Raw genomic sequence first — 17,562 nt, forward strand, 5'->3', positions numbered from 1 at the left:
GCCCGACCCGGGCCTGTCATCGCTTTCGGTGCCGGGGTCGATGCTCGCATGGAACGCGCTCAGGGCTGCGGGGTTTGAACCTGATCCCGCAAGGCGCGCCATTTTTCTGATCTCACGACAGTTCGCTTCGCGAACGTCTCCGATGGGGCGGCCTGACCGGCCGGCGCGCGGTCGCGCTTGCGAACCCTTTGGGTTCGAAATGGCTCCTTCAAGGCGCGCTATTTGGCGGCGTTGTCGAGACTGACCGGTTCGGGTGCCGGCATGGACCGGTCGGCGGGCAGGGTGAAATAGAAGGTCGCGCCGCTGCCCGGCGCGCTCTTCACCCAGATCTCGCCGCCATGGCGTTCCACGGCCTGGCGCACCATGGCCAGCCCGATCCCGGTGCCCGGATAGGCTTCGTGCGAATGCAGGCGCTGGAAGGGGGCGAAGATCTTCTCCGCAAACTTGATATCGAGACCGATGCCGTTATCGCTGACGGCAATGATCCAGCGATCGCCGTCCCGCCGCGCGCTGATATCGACTTCCGGCGTGGCAAAGCTGCGGTATTTCAGCGCGTTGCCGATCAGATTCTGGAATATCTGTGTCAGGATCACGGGATCCGCGCGCACGGTCGGCATGTCGCCGATCTCGATACGGGCCTGGTTCTCCGACACCGAGGCGTCGAGGTTTTCCAGGGCTTGCGCTACAGGGCCGGCCAGGTCGACGGGCTGGTATTCGAAGGGCTGGCTGGCGAGACGGGAATAGGTCAGGAGATCGTCGATCAGGCGCTGCATCCGGTGCGCGGCATCGACCAGGAATTCCAGATTGCGGCGCCCGTCCTCGTCGAGACGCTCGCCATAGCGGCGGCGGACCAGGCTGGAAAAGGCGGCGATCTTGCGCAGCGGTTCCTGCAGGTCGTGCGAGGCGACCGTGGCGAACTGGTCAAGCTCGCGGTTGGACCGTTCCAGAAGCAGGTTGGCCTCGCGCAGCGCCGTCACATCGGTCAGCGTGGCATAGCTGCGCAGCGGCTGCCCTTCGCCGTCGCGCTCCAGGAAGGATGAGAGCAGCACGTCGATCGCACTGCCGTCAGACCGCAGGAAGCGATAGGGGATATTGGTATTGGCGCCAGTGCGGAAGAGGTTGGGCAGGTTGGTTTCCACGGCCCGTTTGCGCGACTCGGCATCCAGGAAGTCGATCGACTTGCGGCCGATCACGTCTTCCCGGCGATAGCCCAGATGGGCGAGCCAGTAATCGCTGACCTCGACGATATAGCCGTTGCTGTCGATCGTGTGCATCATCGCCGGCGTGGCGCGGAAGATGCGTTCGAACCGCGTCTGGCGTTCGGCGAGTTCCGCCTCGGCCCGCTGCGCGGCATCGATATTCCAGATCACGCCGCTGATGATTTTGGGCAGCCCGTCCTCATCGCGTTCGACGACGCTGCCGGTCGAGCGGTACCAGATCCAGTCGCCATTGCGGTCACGCACGCGGTGCTCGGCATCGACCGGACCGTGTGACGGGTCCCGGAAGGCCTGGCGGGCCATCTCGGCGGCCGGAAGATCGTCCGGGTGCAGCCGGGAGAACCAGTCCTCCAGAGCGATCGTGGTCTCGGTTCCATCGGCGATGAGTTCCGCGACGATGGTGCCCTGGAGCGAGACGGTCTGGCTCCCGGTCTCGATCCGCCACAGCCCGACCGATGCCGCGTCCACCGCTTCGGCGAGCTGCTGTTCGCGCTGGCTGAGCCGGCGCTCGGTGCGCACGCGTTCGGAAATGTCGGTGATGAAACCGTCGGCGACGCGCGGCGCGCCGCGCTCGTCATGCCGGGAGACGCGCCCGCGGATGTGGATATGGATCCAGCCGTCGGCCTCGGACCGGTAGCGCACGACCGTGTCGATGGACGTGGTCTCGCCGTCTGCCATCGAATCGACGATGCGCCGGGCATCGGCCATGTCGTCGGGGTGAATCCGGGCCGCCCAGTCGTCATAGGTGATGCGGGCATCGCGCGGCGGCAGGCCCATCATTTCCGAAATGATCCCGGTGACCTCGCCGACCCGTGTCTGGAGATCGAAATGCCAGGCGCCTTCGCGCGCGCCGGCGAGTGCCTCGCGCAGGCGGGCCTCGCTCTGGTCGAGCTCGTCGCGCAGGCGGCGCTCCTCGGTGATGTTGATCACGGTGCCGGCGATACGGGCCGGGCTGCCTTCGGCGGTCCAGCCGACGATCTGTCCGCCAGCCCGCAGCCAGAGAACCTCGCCGTCGCGGCCCCGCATCCGGAACTCCCAGATCCGCGAACTCGGCGGTCCGGACGGCGACTGCCGGCGAACCTGCAAGAGGCGGCGATAGCGTTTGCGGCCATCTTCCAGATCGTCTTCCAGAATGGCATCGGCCCAGCGCCGGGCCGGCACGGCCTCGTCGCTGCCGGTTGTGCCCAGAAGGCTCGCCAGCAGGCCGGAGGCCCTGAGCGTTCCGGCCTCGATATCGAGGCTCCAGACCCCTTCATTGGCCGAGTCGACCGCCTCGCGCAGCATGCGTTCATTGGCGGCGAGCCGGGATTGCAGGGCCTTGCGTTCGTTGATGTCGGTCAGGATGCCGGCTGCGAGGCGCCCGCCGGACTCCTCGCTGAGCCGCCGGCCGCGCGAGCGCAGCCAGGTCCAGCTGTCGGTGCGGGCGTCGCGCAGCTGGTATTCCACATCCATCCGGTCGGACTCCCCCGCCGCCAGCGCATCGATCCGGGCGATCACGCTGTCGCGCTGATCGGCATGGATCCGCTCGAGCCAGTAGGCGGTATCGATCTGCGTCTGGCCGGGCTCGAGGCCGAGCATGTCGCGAATGGGGCCGATCAGCGTGACGCGCCCCGTCTCGGTATCCAGCTCCCAGACGCCGCAGGACCCGGCATCGATGGCGTTGGCCAGCTGGCGCTCGCGTTCGGCCAGCTGTTCCTCCAGCGACTGGCGTTCGGTGACATCGGCGATCACACCGGACAGGCGCAGCGGGGACCCGTCGCGCGCGAACTCGGATACCCGGCCGCGCATCTCCAGCCAGCGGGTCTCGCCATCGGCCCGTTCGGCGCGGAAGGTGACATGCAGGGCCTCGCCCGGCGCGCGGGACAGCCGGTTGATCGCGCCGGCGACCGTGTCGCGCATGTCGGCAGCGATCACATCCAGGAGGCGCTCCAGCCGGATCGTGGCATCGGACGTCTGGATGCCCAGGAACTCGTTGATGAAGCCGCGCGACGAGCCGAGACCGGTCGCAAGATTGAGGGAAAACGCCCCCTCATTGGCCGAAGCCAGGGCAGCGCGGAGCTGGATGTCGCTGGCTTCCAGCCGCGCCTGGAGCGAACGCTCCGCTGAAACATCACGAATGATTAGCAGCGTGCCCAGCAAGGCTTCGTCATCGCCGGCGATGCGGCTGGCAACGGTCTCGCCATCGAGAACGCGCCCGCCGCGCGCCCGGTAGCGGGCGGTGAATTCGTGCGTCTCGCGGTCTGTATCCAGCCCGAAGCCGGTTTCGGCCAGGGCGTCGAAATCACGGGGCGAGGCGAACAGCACATCGCCGCGCTGGCCCAGAAGACTTGCCTCGGTCTGTCCGAAAAGGCGCGTCGCGGCGGGATTGGCGCTGTCGATCCGGCCCCTGGTATCGAGCATGATGACGGCGACCGGCGCAGCGCTGTAGAGCGCGCGCAGCATTTCCGCAGCGTTCGCAGTCATCCTGTCATCCGGTCAGATCTTCGTCCCAAATGCCCGATCGTGCCATGCATCGGTCTCAGTTTGCATCAATCGCGTATATCATGGGAAGGCTTTCCGTCGCGGGCGTCGAAAGGCAGCAAGTTCCGCCGCAGGATCGCTGCATTCGACAATGATGCGGGTACTGGTCAAGGCGAATTCCGTCGATATGCTCCCCCGTTTCGAGTGTGTGTTTGAGGAGTTGTGCTTTGTCCGACACAGGAGGCGTCCACAAGGATACTGCGCCTATACTGCAGGTTTCCGACCTGACGGTGGCCTTCGATACGCCGGATGGAACTGTGAATGCGGTCAAGGGCGTGTCGCTGAAGATCGACCCCGGCGAGTGCCTGGCGGTGGTCGGCGAGTCGGGCTCGGGCAAGAGCCAGACCTTCCTCGCCGCGATGGGGCTTCTGGCCTCGAATGGCCAGGCCAGGGGCTCGATCAAGTATCGCGACAAGGAAATCCTCGGCCTGCGGCCGCACCAGCTCAACAGTGTGCGCGGCCGTCACATGACGATGATCTTCCAGGACCCGCTCACCTCGCTCACGCCGCACATGCGTATCGGCGCCCAGATGCAGGAAGTGCTGGGCATTCACATGAAGATGAACGGCGCAGACGCCGAAAGACGCGCGCTGGAATGGCTCGACCGGGTGCGCATCCCGGAGGCGGCGCGCCGCCTGAAACAATACCCGCACGAACTCTCGGGCGGCATGCGCCAGCGCGTCATGATCGCGATGTCGATGCTGTGCGAACCGGACCTTCTGATCTGCGACGAACCGACCACCGCGCTCGACGTGACGGTCCAGGCCGAAGTGCTGGACATCATGGACGAGCTGAAGCGCGATACCGGTGCGGCGCTGGCCCTGATCACCCACGATATGGGCGTGGTGGCGCGCATGGCCGACCGCGTCCAGGTGATGAAGGACGGCGTCTATGTCGAGGAAGGCACGGCGGAGGCGATTTTCGACGCGCCGCAGAATGCCTATACGCGCATGCTGCTCGATGCGATGCCGCGTCTCGACCAGCCTAACCGGCCCGGTCACACACCGCTGGCGCCGGTCGCCGCGGGGGCCGATGCCGAGCCGCTGCTGTCGGTGTCCGACGTCAAGGTGCAGTTCCCGATCCGCGTCTCCGGCGGGCTGCAGCCGCAATACAAGACGCTGCGTGCCGTCGACGGTATCAGCTTCGACCTGAAACCCGGCGAGACGCTGGGCGTGGTGGGCGAATCCGGTTGCGGCAAGTCGACACTCGCGCGCGCCGTCCTGCGTCTGGTGCCCGCGACGGACGGCGCGGTATCGTGGATCGGCCGTGACCTGCTTGGGCTCAAGAAGAACGACATGCGCAAGGCGCGCGAAGACCTGCAGATCGTTTTCCAGGATCCGCTCGCCTCGCTCGACCCGCGCATGACCATCGGTGCCTCGATCGAGGAGCCGATGCTGATCTTCCGCAAGTCGATGAAGAAGAAGGCCCGGACCGAGGCCGTGCGCGAGATGATGAAGCGCGTCGGGCTCGACCCGAACATGATCAACCGCTATCCGCACGAACTGTCCGGCGGCCAGAACCAGCGCGTGGGTATCGCGCGGGCGATGATCCTGAAACCCAAACTGGTGATCTGCGACGAGGCGGTGTCCGCGCTCGATGTGTCCATCCAGGCCCAGATTGTCGAACTGCTGATCAAGCTGCAGCAGGAGATGGATCTGTCGATGATCTTCATCTCGCACGACCTGTCTGTCGTCCGCGAAATCTCGCACCGCGTGATGGTGCTGTATCTGGGCCGCGTGGTGGAGATGGCCGATCGCGACCAGATCTACGAGGATGCGCGCCACCCCTATACCCAGGCGCTGATCTCTGCCGTGCCGGTGCCCGATCCCAAGGTCGAGAAGAACAAGGTCCGCATCAAGCTGGACGGCGAACTGCCCTCGCCGATGGATACCCGGGCCCAGCTGCGCTTCATGAAATCGAAGCTGGTAGACGATCCGGATGCGGAGCAATACCGCCCCGAGCTGGTCGAGGTCGTGCCGGGTCACTGGGTCGCCGAACACGATCCCGTCGAGGCGTGACCGGCATCACGTGACTGCAGTCTGACGGGGCTTTCACTCGACTTGCGGCTGCAGATCGCTAGGCTCGGTCGGCTGCAAACAGGGGGAGCCTCATGTCGCAAGGTCCGGTGTCCGGAGTATTCAAGCGCGTATCGCTGATCGCGATGGCCGCATTTCTTGTGGCCTGCCAGCCGTCTGCCGAGACGCCGCAGGAGCAGGAATACACCTGGGTCCACGAGGTCTCCGACCTGCCGGCCGATCCGGATGTGCGCTACGGTCAGCTCGACAACGGGCTGCGCTATGCCATCCGCCAGAACGACACGCCGCCGAATGTCGCTTCCGTCCGTCTGGTTTTCAACGCCGGTTCGCTTGCCGAGGCGGAGGACCAGCGCGGTCTCGCCCACTTCATCGAACACATGGCCTTCAACGGCTCCGCCGAAGTGCCCGAGGGCGAGATGGTGCCGCTGCTCGAGCGCCATGGCCTGCAGTTCGGCCCCGATACCAATGCCTTCACCGGCTATGAGACGGTTGGTTATCAGCTCGACATCCCCGAGGTGGACGAGGAAACGCTGGATACGGCGCTCTTCCTGATGCGCCAGACCGCCAGCGAACTCCTGATGGACAGCGAGGCGATCGATCGCGAGCGCGGCGTCATCCTGTCCGAGGAGCGTTTCCGCAACACGCCGATCCGCCGCTGGAACACGGCGCTGTGGCGCTTCCGCCTGCCGGATTCGCTGGTGCCCGACCGCGATGCCATCGGCACGGTCGATGTGATCGAGACGGCCCAGCGCGAGCGCTTTGTCGACTATTACGAGAATTTCTACGTGCCGCAGCGCGGCATGCTGGTCGTCGTCGGCGATGTCGATCCGGACGCGATCGAGGCCAAGATCCGCGATGAATTCGCCGACTGGCAGTCCATCGAGGACCCGCGCGGCGATCCGGATATCGGATCCGTCACCGAGGGCCGCCCGCTTTCGGTGGGCTATTTCCACGACCCGGAAATCTACACCATCTTTACGGTCGACGCCGTGCGTCCCCACGAGGACGAGCTGGACACCACCCAGGCCCGTTTCGAGAACAATCTGGCCAATCTGGGCGATGCCATCCTGTCGCGCCGCTTTGCGACGCTGACCAGTTCCGGCACTTCGCCGCTGATCCAGGCCTCGGCCAATCACGGTTCCGATTTCGAGATTGCCGACCGGGCCACGGTGCTGGCCATCATGCGGCCGGACCAGTGGCAGGACGGGATTGCCGTGGTCGAGCAGGAGCTGCGGCGTGCCGTCGAGCATGGCTTCACCGAAGCCGAGCTCGCCGAGCAGATCGCCAATATGCGCACCGCGCTGCGCGATGCGGCCGACCAGGCCGGCACGCGCACCAGCGCCAATCTCGCCGACCAGACCTGGTCGATGTGGCGCCAGGAGCAGGTGCTGACCACGCCGGCCTCCATGCTGGAGCGGTTCGAGGCTTCGCTGGACGATGTCACCGTCGAGGCCGTCAATGCGGCCTTCCGCGAGCAGTGGGAGGGCGTGGAGCCGTTGCTGTTCCTCGCATCGCCGATGGAGCTGGAAAATCCCGAAGACGAGATCCGCCAGACCTGGACGGAAAGCCGCGAACAGCCGGTTGAAGCGCCTGAGGACAGCGGTGCGAGCGAGTTTGCCTATGGCGATTTCGGCCCGGCCGGCGAGGTGGTCTCGCGCGAGGAGATCGAGGATCTCGGCCTGGTGCGCTTCCAGTTCGAAAACGGCGTTGCCGTGACCTTCAAGCAGACCGATTTCGAGGATGGCTCGATCCGGTTGCGCCTGGATTTCGGCCGCGGCGAGCTCGAGCCGCGGGCCCTGGACGGTGTCGACATCGTTTCCGGTTCGGTCTTCACCTCCGCCGGTCTGGGCGCGCACAGCGAGGACGAGCTCGGCCGTGTTCTGGCCGGCCGCAATATCGGCTATGGCTTCGGCGTGGGCGATGACAGCTTCTCCTTCCAGGCCACCACAACCCCGTCGGACCTGCGGGTGCAGTTCGATCTTCTCACCGCCTTCCTGACCGATCCGGGCTGGCGCCAGGAAGGTCTGGACCAGTTCCGCGCCGTCATTCCGGAAATCCGCCGCAATCTCTATTCCTCGCCGTCCGGCGTGCTGCAGGCGGATGTCACGCGGATGATCCGGGGCGGCGATCCGCGCTATGGCCTGCCCGATCCCGAGCAGGTTGCCGCCATCGACATGGCCGCCGTCCAGGCCTTCCTGGAGCCGGCCCTGGAGGCGGCACCGATCGAGGTGACTGTCGTTGGCGATGTGTCCGAGGCGGATCTCGTCGCGGCGCTCGCCCCGACGCTGGGGGCGCTGCCCGAACGGGCGGCGAGCTGGCCGGATTATGACGAAGCCCGGACCATCCGCTTCCCGGACCCGGTCGAGGAGCCCGTCGTGCTCTATCACAACGGCCCGGATTACCAGGCGATGGCGAATGTCTACTGGCCGACCTTCGACGACAGCGATCCGCGCCGCACGCGAGCCCTGTCGCTGCTGCGGGCCGTGTTCGATCTCAAGCTGACCGAGCGCCTGCGCGAGCAGGAGGGCTTCACCTATTCGGCCTTCAACAATACCAACACGTCCGATGTCTATCCCGATTACGGCTATCTCTATGTCGGGGCCGATGTCCGCGTCGAGAATGTCGACGCGACCTATGCCGCGATCGAGGAGCTGGCGGCGGATCTCGCCGCGGGCGAGATCACCGAGGACGAAGTGCTGCGGGCCCGCCGTCCGCTGCTCGAACAGATCGAGAATGCGTTCGAGAACAACGGCGCCTGGATGAGCTGGCTGGCGCAGTCCTGGTCGCACCCGGACCGGCTGGAGCGGATCCGGGCCCTGACCGCCGACTATGAGAGCATCACGCGCGAGGATCTCGTCGCCCTGGCGGAAACCTATCTGCAACCGCAGGACAGCTGGCGCGTTACTATCCTGCCGCGTGACGGCGAGTGAGTACCCGGAGGGTTTGAGACATGAAGACATTCAGCTGGTTGACGACTGTTGCCGTTCTGGGCCTCGTTGCAGGCTGCACGGCGGCACCGCCCGCAACGGACGCGGAAGCCATTGCCCGGGCCCGCAGCTGCAACACGCCGGACGACACGGCCATCCTGACAGTGGACGCGCCGGAAAGCCGGCCGAACGCGCAGGAAAATGCCGACGCGGCGACGGCCTATCTCGACAGCGTCCGCGAGGAACGCTGCGTGTTCGAGCTCGACAATGGTCTTGTCTTCCGTATCCGCCAGTCGGCCGGTGAGGATGCCCTCTCGCCCGAGCGCGGCGATCTGGTGACGGTCCACTATCGCGGCCTGTTCCCGCACGGCGAGGAGTTCGACTCCTCCTATTCGCGCGGCCAGCCGGCAACCTTCCCGTCCGACCGCCTGATCCGCGGCTGGGTCGAGGCCCTGCCGCTGATGCGGGTCGGCGAGACCTGGGAACTCTATATTCCGCCGGATCTGGGCTATGGCGTGCGCGGCACGCCCGGCGGCCCGATCGGTCCCAACCAGGCGCTGGTCTTCCAGCTCGAGCTGGTGGGGCTGCCTGAAGCGGAAAACAGCGAGGCCGGTCCCGCGGACGATGCCGGCTAGAGCATTTTCAGCAAAAGTGGGAACCGGTTTTGCGGTTCGAAAATGCGATCGCTCAACAAAAAAGCTGGAGCAATTTCATTGGCATCGATCGCCGTGAAATTGCTTTAGCGCGACAGGCGCAGATTGGTCAGGTCGCCGGCGATCATCTCGAATGTGTCCCGCAGGGCCTGGTTCGACGGCGAGTCGAAATACAGGCTGGGATGCGAGGCACAGTCGCGCATCATGTTCCGGGTCGAGCTTGAATTGACCTGGAATGTGATGGTGTAGACGCGGATGCCCTGGGCCTTGGCATAGTCGCAGGCCGCTTCGGTGCGCTCGTCGAGTTCGTTCGACAGCACGCCGCCGCTGGATGTGCGAATCCCCAGACGGCCGTCGCGGGCATAGCCATAGGCCTCGTAGTCCGACATCAGATTGGTGTTTCGGCCCGACATGACATTGTCGCCATCGGTCAGGATCACCATGGCCTTGATGACTTCGTCGTCGTCATACCCCGTGCCTTCGGTGAAGGGTTCGCCGGGCGAGATGACGCGGATGCCCCAGCCGATGCCGTTGGGAATATTGGTATTGCCGCTGGCTTCCATGTCGCCGATGGCATTCTCGACCGTGCGCCGGTTCGAGGTCAGCGGCGTGATCGGTGTCGTGGTGCAGGACCGGTTGGGATAGCCGGACCAGACCGAGGCATTCTCATATTTGGCAATGTTCTCCAGCCGCTCCTCGACACCGCCACCGGTGCCGTCATTGAGATAGCTGTTCGAGAAATAGCCATTGTCCGGTTCGTCCGGCGCGAAATAGGGCACGAAAAGCGTTGCCGGATTGCCGGCGCTGGGCGGCGTATCCTCGATGTCGTGCGGCAGGGCGCGCGCCTCGACACAGCCCGCCCAGTCGGCATTGCGAAGTTCATCAAACAGGTCCCAGTGATTGACCTCGATGGTCTCGGTCTCGCAGCGCCGCCGCCAGCCCCAGCCGGTGCAGGTCTCGATCTCGACTTCGCCATCGGGGCCGGCCCATTCGGCGTGCTGCGGGGAGAGGGCGTCCGGATCGAGCCACCAGGCGCGTTCATACTGGGTGCCGACATTCACCGTCGCCGCGAAGGGCACGAGGCCGATCTTCACGTCGGAGGGGTCGTCGGCCGCCTCGAACAGGATCTCGGTCAGCAGTTCGGCGCTGTCGCGCAGCGAGCGGATCTTCGAGCCGCCCATCGAGCCGGTATTGTCGAGCACCATGACGAGTTCCAGCCGCTGGCGGGCCCGCTGGACCTCGCTCTCCCAGCCGACCGTGAGATGATCGATGCCGGCCAGGCCGAGCATGATCGTGTCCACCGTGGCCTCGCCGGTCACGGTCACCGTGTCGGTGTCGTCATCGATCACCACCGTGATGCTGGTCACCGTCCCGACGCGGTTGTTCGGATAGTTCGCGGCGATGAAGTCGTTCGCGATCCGCAGGGCATCGGCATCGGACAGGCTGGTATTCACACCCACGGCCAGCGCGGCGGCGTCGAGCGCCTGCGACAGGCGGGTCCGTGCAGTCATGGCTTGGTTCAGATCGACAGCCCCGCCCGCCAGCAGCGTGATCGGCATCAGCGACAGCGCGAAGATCATGGCCACATTGCCCCGCCGGTCGGCGAGCAATGCGCCCAGATTTTTCAACAGCCTGGCAAGCGGCATGACGGAATCCCGTTCGAACTCGCTAAAATGCTAGCGGTTCTGAATTAAGGGCACGTTATCCCGCAGGGTTTCCGGAGGGTTAAGCGCCTACCGGGAGAGCCGCAGATTGGTCAGATCGCCGGCAATCATCTCGAAGGCGCTGCGCAGCGCCGATTCCGACGGTGAGTCGAAATAGAGATAGGGGTTGCTGGCGCAGTCGCGCATCATGTTCCGGGTCGAGGTCGAACTGACCTGGAAAGTGATCGTATAGACCCGGATGCCCAGCGACTTGGCGTATTCGCAGGCCGCCAGCGTACGCGCGTCGAGCGCGTTGGACAGCGTGCCTGAACTTGAAGACACGACCCCGACCCGGCCGTCGCGCGCATAGCCATAGCCGGAATAGTCGGAATAGTTCTGGTTGGAGCGGCCATTGATGACGTTCTCGCCATCGGTCAGCACCACCATGGCCTTGATCGTGTCGTCCTGGTCAAAAGGCGCGCCGCCGGTAAAGGGTTCGCCGGGTGACAGCACGCGCACCCCCCAGCCGATACCGTTGGGGATGTTGGTGGTGCCGCTGGCGATCATGTCGTCGATCGCATCGTCGATCGTGCCGCGATGGCTTGTGAGCGGCGTGATCGGGCGGGCGGTGCAGCCCCAGCCCGGACCGGCACCGGAGATCCAGGCATTGGTGTATTTCGACGTGTTGCGCATGCGCGCCCGCTCGTCATATCCGCCCATATCGTCGTCGAGATAATCGTTGGAATAGGAGCCGCGGTCGGATTCGTCCGGTGCGAAATAGGGCACGAACAGGGTTTCCGGATCGCCGGCCGAGGGCGGGGTGTCCTCGATATCGTGCGGGATCGGCCGCGCTTCCACACAGCCCGTCCAGTCGCGATTGCGGATCGTGTCATAGATGTCCCAGCGATTGGCGGCCGGGCTGAAATTCTCCGAATGCACCGGCGACAGCCCGTCCGGATCCATCCACCAGGCGCGCTCGAACCGGGTGCCGACATTCACCGTCGAGGAGAAGGGCACCAGGCCGATCCGCAGCATGCCGGCATCGGCGCCGTCGAACAGGATATCGGTCAGCAGCAGGCCGGCCGAGCGCAGGCTGGAGATCTTGGAACCGCCCATCGAGCCGGTATTGTCGAGCACCATGACGAGTTCCAGCTCGCTGCGCGCCCGCTGGACCTCGGTCTCCCAGGCGACCGTGAGATAGGGGATGCCGATCAGGCCCAGCACGATGGTCTCGATCTTCGATTCCGCGCTGACCCGCACCCGGTCATTCACGGTATCGAGCGACACCACGAGATTCTGCACGCTGCCGATCTCGCGGTTCTGGTAGTTGGCGCTGAGGAAATCGCGGGCGAGCGTGGCGGCATCCGTCTCGCTGATCGAGGTCTGCACGCCAACGGCCAGTGCGGCTGCGTCCAGCGCCTGGGACAGGCGGGTGCGCGCATTGAGCGCCTGGTTGAGATCGACGGCGCCGCCCGACAGCACCGTCAGGGGCGTCAGCACCAGCGCGAAGATCATCGCGACATTGCCGCGCGTCGCCCGCGCGAACATCATCATCCGGTTTGCCAGGTTCACGATCATCGCCCACATGTCCCAGTCGAACCGGGCGACTGTGCCCAAGATCGCGCCCGGGGCGGACTCGCATTTGTCTTTGCCGTAAAAACCCGGCTAACACGTTGGCGACAATATAAATCGGATTGCTCTCATGGCCGTTGCCTCCTCCCGTCTCGACACTGCCATCGCCGAACTGCGCGACCTCGTCGCCTTCGACACCACCTCGCGCAATTCCAACCTGCCGCTGATCGATCATGTCGAGGCGAAGCTGGTGGCGCTTGGGGCGGTGTGCGAGCGCATTCCCAATGCCGACGGCACGAAGGCCAATCTGCATGCACGCTTCGGCCCGGCGGTGGATGGCGGCGTGATCCTGTCCGGCCATACCGATGTCGTGCCGGTGGACGGCCAGCCCTGGTCCACCGATCCCTGGTCGCTGACCGAAAAGGACGGGCTGCTCTACGGCCGCGGCACCTGTGACATGAAGGGGTTCTCGGCCTGCATCCTCGCCCTGGCTCCGGCCTTTGCGGCGGCGGATCTGAAAAAGCCGCTCCATATTGCGCTCTCCTATGACGAGGAGGTGGGCTGCCTGGGCGCGCCGGCCCTGATCGACCGGATCATGGAGGGTCCGGTAAAGCCCGCTATCGTGGTCGTCGGCGAGCCGACCGGCATGAAGGTCGTCACCGCCCACAAGGGCCTGTTCTCGCTGACCGTGAAACTGCGCGGCCGCGAGGCGCATTCCTCGCTGGTCAAGGACGGTGCCTGCGCCGTCACCCACGCCGTGCCGCTGATGCAATACCTGGTCGACGCGGCCGCGAAGATGGAGGCTGCGGCGCCGGCCGACAGCCCGTTCAACCCGCCCTATGGCACGCTGACCATCGGCCAGATGCACGGCGGCACCGCGCTGAACATCCTGGCGCTGGAAGCCGAGTTTGCCTCGCTGATGCGCCCCGCGCCCTGGGATGATGTGAAGGCGATCGAAAAAGGCCTGCGCGAGCGCGCGGCCGCGATCGAGGCGAAGATGCGCGAGGGCGCGCCGGAGGCAAGGATCGAGATCAAGGTGCGCTCGGACGTGCCGGCTTTTGCCCCGGAAGTCGACGGTGCCGCGGAACGCCTGGCACGCCAGCTCACCGGCGACAATTCCACCCGCGTCGTCTCCTACGGCACAGAGGCCGGCCAGTTCCAGGCCGCGGGCCTCTCCGTCGTCGTCTGCGGCCCCGGCTCGATCACCCAGGCCCACCAGCCGGACGAGTTTGTGGCGATCGACCAGCTCGACCAGTGCTGCGTCTTCATGGAAAAGCTGGTGCGGGTGCTGGAGGGATAGGGGGATGTCTCTGACGTCATCCTGACACCCGCTTTCGCGGGCGCAGGCTTCAGTCAGGACCCAGACCGGCTGCCCGACTGGGTTCCGGCGTTCGCCGGAATGACGTTGGAGTCCGGTCTGGCAAGTTCTTCCGGCTGAGCGATCACTTGTCTCAAACGGTTTTCCTCCCACAGACCGTCATCCTGACGAAAGTCAGGACCCAGAGCGACCGTTCGACTGGGTTCCGGCTTTCGCCGGAATGACGGCGAAGTTTGGTCTGTCCAATTTCTGATCAAGGCCTGCCTTCAGGCAGTTACCCACGCAAACACCGTCATCCTGCCCCCGCTTTCGCGCGCGCTGGCTTCAGTCAGGACCCAGAGCGACCGTCCGACTGGGTTCCGGCTTTCGCCGGAATGACGGTGAAGTTTGGTTTGGCAAGTTCTTCCGGCTGAGCGATCGCTTGTCTCAAACGGCTTTCCCCCCACAGACCGTCATCCTGACGAAAGTCAGGACCCAGACCTTCCGCGCGACTGGGTTCCGGCGTTCGCCGGAATGACGATCAAGTTTGGTCTGTCCAATTTCTGATCAAGGCCTGCCTTCAGGCAGTTACCCACGCAAACACCGTCATCCTGCCCCCGCTTTCGCGCGCGCTGGCTTCAGTCAGGACCTGGACCTTCCGCTCGACTGGGTTCCGGCGTTCGCCGGAATGACGTTGGAGTTCGGTCTGGCAAGTTCTTCCGGCTGAGCGATCGCTTGTCTCAAACGGCTTCAAACCCACAGACCGTCATCCTGACGAAAGTCAGGACCCAGACCGGCAGCCCGACTGGGTTCCGGCTTTCGCCGGAATGACGGCGAAGTTTGGTCTGTCCAATTTCTGGTCAAGGCCTGCCTTCAGGCAGTTCCCCACGCAAACGCCGTCATCCTGACACCCGCTTTCGCGGGCGCTGGCTTCAGTCAGGACCCAGACCGGCTGCCCGACTGGGTTCCGGCTTTCGCCGGAATGACGGTAGAGGATGGGGAGGGTTGAGAGTGTGATGGCCGGCACACGAAAAAAAGGGCGCCGCATCGGGCGCCCCTTCTGATTCCGGTAAGCGGAAACCTACTCCGCCGCCGTCTCCGCGGCCGGCTTGGCGCCTTCGGCGGCTTCCTCGCGGCCCTTGCCCCAGTAGGAGATGCAGGGGATTTTCGTGCGGTCGCAGCGGTCGGCATATTTGCGGGCGATGTCGGTGACCTCTTCCATCAGGCCGTCGGCCAGCGTGGTGGGCTTCAGGCCCATCCGCAGGAAGGTGTCGTTTTCGACGTGAAGCTCGTTCTCGTCGGCTTCGTTGCGCGGGTTCGGGACCAGCTGCATCTCGGCGCCGGCGAGATCGGCGATCATCTTCGCCAGATCGCGCACGCGGTGCGTCTCGGTCATCTGGTTCATGATGCGCACTTTCTCGCCGTGCTGGGGCGGGTTCTCGACCGCCAGCTGCACGCAGCGCACCGTGTCCTGGATGTGGATGAAGGCGCGGGTCTGGCCGCCCGTGCCGTGCACGGTCATCGGATAGCCCACGGCCGCCTGCATCAGGAAACGGTTCAGCACGGTGCCGTAATCGCCGTCATAGTCGAACCGGTTGATCAGGCGCTCGTCGCGCTTGGTCTCTTCGGTCTGGGTGCCCCAGACGATGCCCTGGTGGAGATCGGTGATCTTCACCTTGTCGTTCTTGTTGTAGAAATGGAAGAAGAGCTGATCCTGGGTCTTGGTCATGTGATAGATCGAGCCCGGATTGGCCGGATACAGGATTTCCTGGTCCTGCAGGCCGTGCTCCGTCTCCACCTTCACCTTGAGATAGCCCTCGGGGATCTTCATCCCGGCCGTGCCATAGCCATAGACGCCCATCGTGCCGAGGTGGACGAGATGGATGTCGCGGCCACTGTCGACGATCGCGGCGAGCACGTCATTGGTGGCGTTGAGATTATTGTCGACGGTGTAGCGCTTGTGACGGGCCGACTTCATCGAGTACGGCGCCGCGCGCTGTTCGGCGAAATGGATGATCGTGTCCGGCGCTTCCGCCTCGATCAGGTCCACCAGTTCCTGGTAGTCCTTGCCGACATTCATGTTCACGAACCGGATTTCACGGCCGGAGACTTCCTTCCAGGCCGCCAGACGTTCCGACATCGGACGGATCGGCGTCAGGCTGTCGACCTCCAGCTCGATGTCGATCATGCGCCGGGACAGATTGTCCACGATGACGACATCGTGACCGAGATTGGAGAGATGAAGCGCTGTCGGCCATCCGCAGAAGCCGTCTCCGCCCAGAACGATTACTTTCATGTGTTACGCGCCTGCCCTTGACGTGTTGATCAACTGTTGAAAAGGGTTCTCGCAGGGGGGCGGCAGCATTTCAAGTCCTCGCCTGCGGGAGCTGCTGCGCACCGCGGACGGGCGATGCGGGCGCCCGGCCGGAGGTCAAGCCTGCAGGCGGTAACGTTACCACGAAAAATTATTTCAGCTTTACGGGGGTTTGCCGAAGGGGCTTTTGCGGCTCACGCTGCGTCCGGCAATTGTGATTGCTCCGGGGGCAGAATGAAAAATTTCCCGTCCGGACCCATTTGCCGCACCGCATCGGTGGACGCAGGCGCGAAAGGCCGCTAAATCCGCGCCAAAATCTGGCCGGGAATCTGCCTTCCGGCGTGCTGCATGGAGAATTGTGAGCATGGCTCTTCGCGTTGCGATTACCGGCTTCGGCCGTATCGGCCGCCTGGCACTGCGTGCCGTCCTGGAAGAGAAGCGCTGGGGCGAGATCGAGGTTGTGGCGATCAATGACAGCTCGACGCCGGAAACCAATGCACACCTCCTGAAGTATGACAGCGTGCACGGCCGCTATCCCGGCGAGATCAAGGTCGGCGACGACTGGATCGATGCCGGTTTCGGCAAGATCCGGAAAGTCTCCAATCGCGATCCGGGACAATTGCCCTGGAAGGATCTGGGCATCGATATCGTCCTGGAATGCACCGGCAAGTTCAATTCGAAAGAAGCCTCGATGGCGCATATCGAGAGCTCCGGCGCGAAGAAGGTGCTGTGCTCGGCGCCGGCCAAGAATGCCGACAAGACGATCGTCTATGGCGTGAACCACGACCAGCTGTCGGCCGACGATCTCGTCGTCTCCAACGCGTCCTGCACCACGAACGGCCTGGCGCCGGTCGCCAAGGTGCTCAACGATGCCGTCGGCATCGAGCGCGGTCACATGACGACGATCCACGCCTATACCGGCGACCAGCCGACGCTGGACCGCAATCACAAGGACCTGCACCGCGCCCGCGCGGCCGCCATGTCGATGATCCCGACCACGACCGGTGCCGCCAAGGCCGTCGGTCTGGTGCTGCCGGAACTCGCCGGCAAGCTCGACGGCGCCTCGGTGCGCGTGCCGACCCCGAATGTGTCGCTGATCGACCTGGTCTTCACGCCGGGCCGCGCCACGACCGCGGAAGAACTGGCCGAAGCCGTCAAGGCTGCGGCCGATGGTCCGATGAAGGGTGTGCTGGGCTATGACAGCATCCCGCTCGTCTCCATCGACTACAATCACGACAGCCGCTCCTCCATCGTCGCGATCGACAAGATCAACGTGGTCGACGAACGCCTCGCGCGTGTCATGACCTGGTACGACAATGAGTGGGGTTTCGCCTGCCGCATGATCGACACCGCTGTCGCCATGGGCAAGTATCTCTAGATCGC

At 64.7% G+C, this 17,562-nt stretch carries 9 protein-coding genes; 5 read left to right on the top strand and 4 right to left on the bottom strand.

Annotated elements, in window-relative coordinates; translation table 11 throughout:
- Positions 1-218: 218 nt before the first annotated feature.
- Entirely contained in the window at positions 219-3,680 is a 3,462-nt protein-coding gene (locus PKE71_RS10510) for a PAS domain-containing sensor histidine kinase (RefSeq protein WP_271186928.1), read from the bottom strand.
- 224 nt (positions 3,681-3,904) lie between these two features.
- Here PKE71_RS10510 and PKE71_RS10515 point away from each other — a divergent pair, with 224 nt between their 5' ends.
- From PKE71_RS10515 to PKE71_RS10525, 3 genes are all read left to right on the top strand, one after another.
- A complete protein-coding gene (locus tag PKE71_RS10515) occupies positions 3,905-5,755 on the top strand; it encodes an ABC transporter ATP-binding protein (RefSeq protein WP_271186929.1) in 1,851 nt (616 codons plus the stop codon).
- Between the two features lie 92 nt (positions 5,756-5,847).
- Complete coding sequence (locus tag PKE71_RS10520; protein WP_271186930.1) at positions 5,848-8,703, top strand: M16 family metallopeptidase; 2,856 nt, start codon at positions 5,848-5,850, stop codon at positions 8,701-8,703.
- Positions 8,704-8,723: 20 nt separating this feature from the next.
- Positions 8,724-9,335, top strand: a complete 612-nt coding sequence (locus tag PKE71_RS10525; RefSeq protein WP_271186931.1) for an FKBP-type peptidyl-prolyl cis-trans isomerase — start codon at positions 8,724-8,726, stop codon at positions 9,333-9,335.
- 104 nt (positions 9,336-9,439) lie between these two features.
- Here the strand turns inward: PKE71_RS10525 and PKE71_RS10530 are convergent, their stop codons facing one another.
- Positions 9,440-10,999 (bottom strand): TadE/TadG family type IV pilus assembly protein, encoded by a 1,560-nt coding sequence (locus PKE71_RS10530; protein WP_271186932.1) that lies wholly within the window; start codon positions 10,997-10,999, stop codon positions 9,440-9,442.
- 87 nt (positions 11,000-11,086) lie between these two features.
- Positions 11,087-12,613, bottom strand: a complete 1,527-nt coding sequence (locus PKE71_RS10535; RefSeq protein WP_271186933.1) for a TadE/TadG family type IV pilus assembly protein — start codon at positions 12,611-12,613, stop codon at positions 11,087-11,089.
- 85 nt (positions 12,614-12,698) lie between these two features.
- Here PKE71_RS10535 and argE point away from each other — a divergent pair, with 85 nt between their 5' ends.
- Positions 12,699-13,868, top strand: coding sequence for an acetylornithine deacetylase (gene argE / locus PKE71_RS10540; RefSeq protein WP_271186934.1), 1,170 nt, complete (start codon positions 12,699-12,701; stop codon positions 13,866-13,868).
- A 1,078-nt stretch (positions 13,869-14,946) separates the two neighbouring features.
- Here argE and PKE71_RS10545 read toward each other — a convergent pair.
- Positions 14,947-16,161, bottom strand: coding sequence for an NAD-dependent epimerase/dehydratase family protein (locus tag PKE71_RS10545; RefSeq protein ID WP_271186935.1), 1,215 nt, complete (start codon positions 16,159-16,161; stop codon positions 14,947-14,949).
- Positions 16,162-16,543: 382 nt separating this feature from the next.
- Between PKE71_RS10545 and gap the strand changes: the two genes are divergently transcribed.
- Positions 16,544-17,557 carry a type I glyceraldehyde-3-phosphate dehydrogenase gene (gap, locus tag PKE71_RS10550; RefSeq protein WP_271186936.1) on the top strand — a complete coding sequence of 338 codons (1,014 nt, stop codon included), beginning with the start codon at positions 16,544-16,546 and terminating at the stop codon, positions 17,555-17,557.
- Positions 17,558-17,562 lie beyond the last annotated feature (5 nt).

The organism is Maricaulis virginensis, assembly GCF_027922185.1.
Classification (GTDB): Bacteria; Pseudomonadota; Alphaproteobacteria; order Caulobacterales; family Maricaulaceae; genus Maricaulis; species Maricaulis virginensis.

Excerpts from the sequence above, each read along its gene's own strand:
- PKE71_RS10520 (WP_271186930.1), top strand. The coding sequence starts at position 5,848 with ATGTCGCAAGGTCCGGTGTCCGGAGTATTCAAGCGCGTATCGCTGATC.
- PKE71_RS10510 (WP_271186928.1), bottom strand. The coding sequence starts at position 3,680 with ATGACTGCGAACGCTGCGGAAATGCTGCGCGCGCTCTACAGCGCTGCG.
- argE (WP_271186934.1), top strand. The coding sequence starts at position 12,699 with ATGGCCGTTGCCTCCTCCCGTCTCGACACTGCCATCGCCGAACTGCGC.
- PKE71_RS10530 (WP_271186932.1), bottom strand. The coding sequence starts at position 10,999 with ATGCCGCTTGCCAGGCTGTTGAAAAATCTGGGCGCATTGCTCGCCGAC.
- gap (WP_271186936.1), top strand. The coding sequence starts at position 16,544 with ATGGCTCTTCGCGTTGCGATTACCGGCTTCGGCCGTATCGGCCGCCTG.
- PKE71_RS10545 (WP_271186935.1), bottom strand. The coding sequence starts at position 16,161 with ATGAAAGTAATCGTTCTGGGCGGAGACGGCTTCTGCGGATGGCCGACA.
- PKE71_RS10525 (WP_271186931.1), top strand. The coding sequence starts at position 8,724 with ATGAAGACATTCAGCTGGTTGACGACTGTTGCCGTTCTGGGCCTCGTT.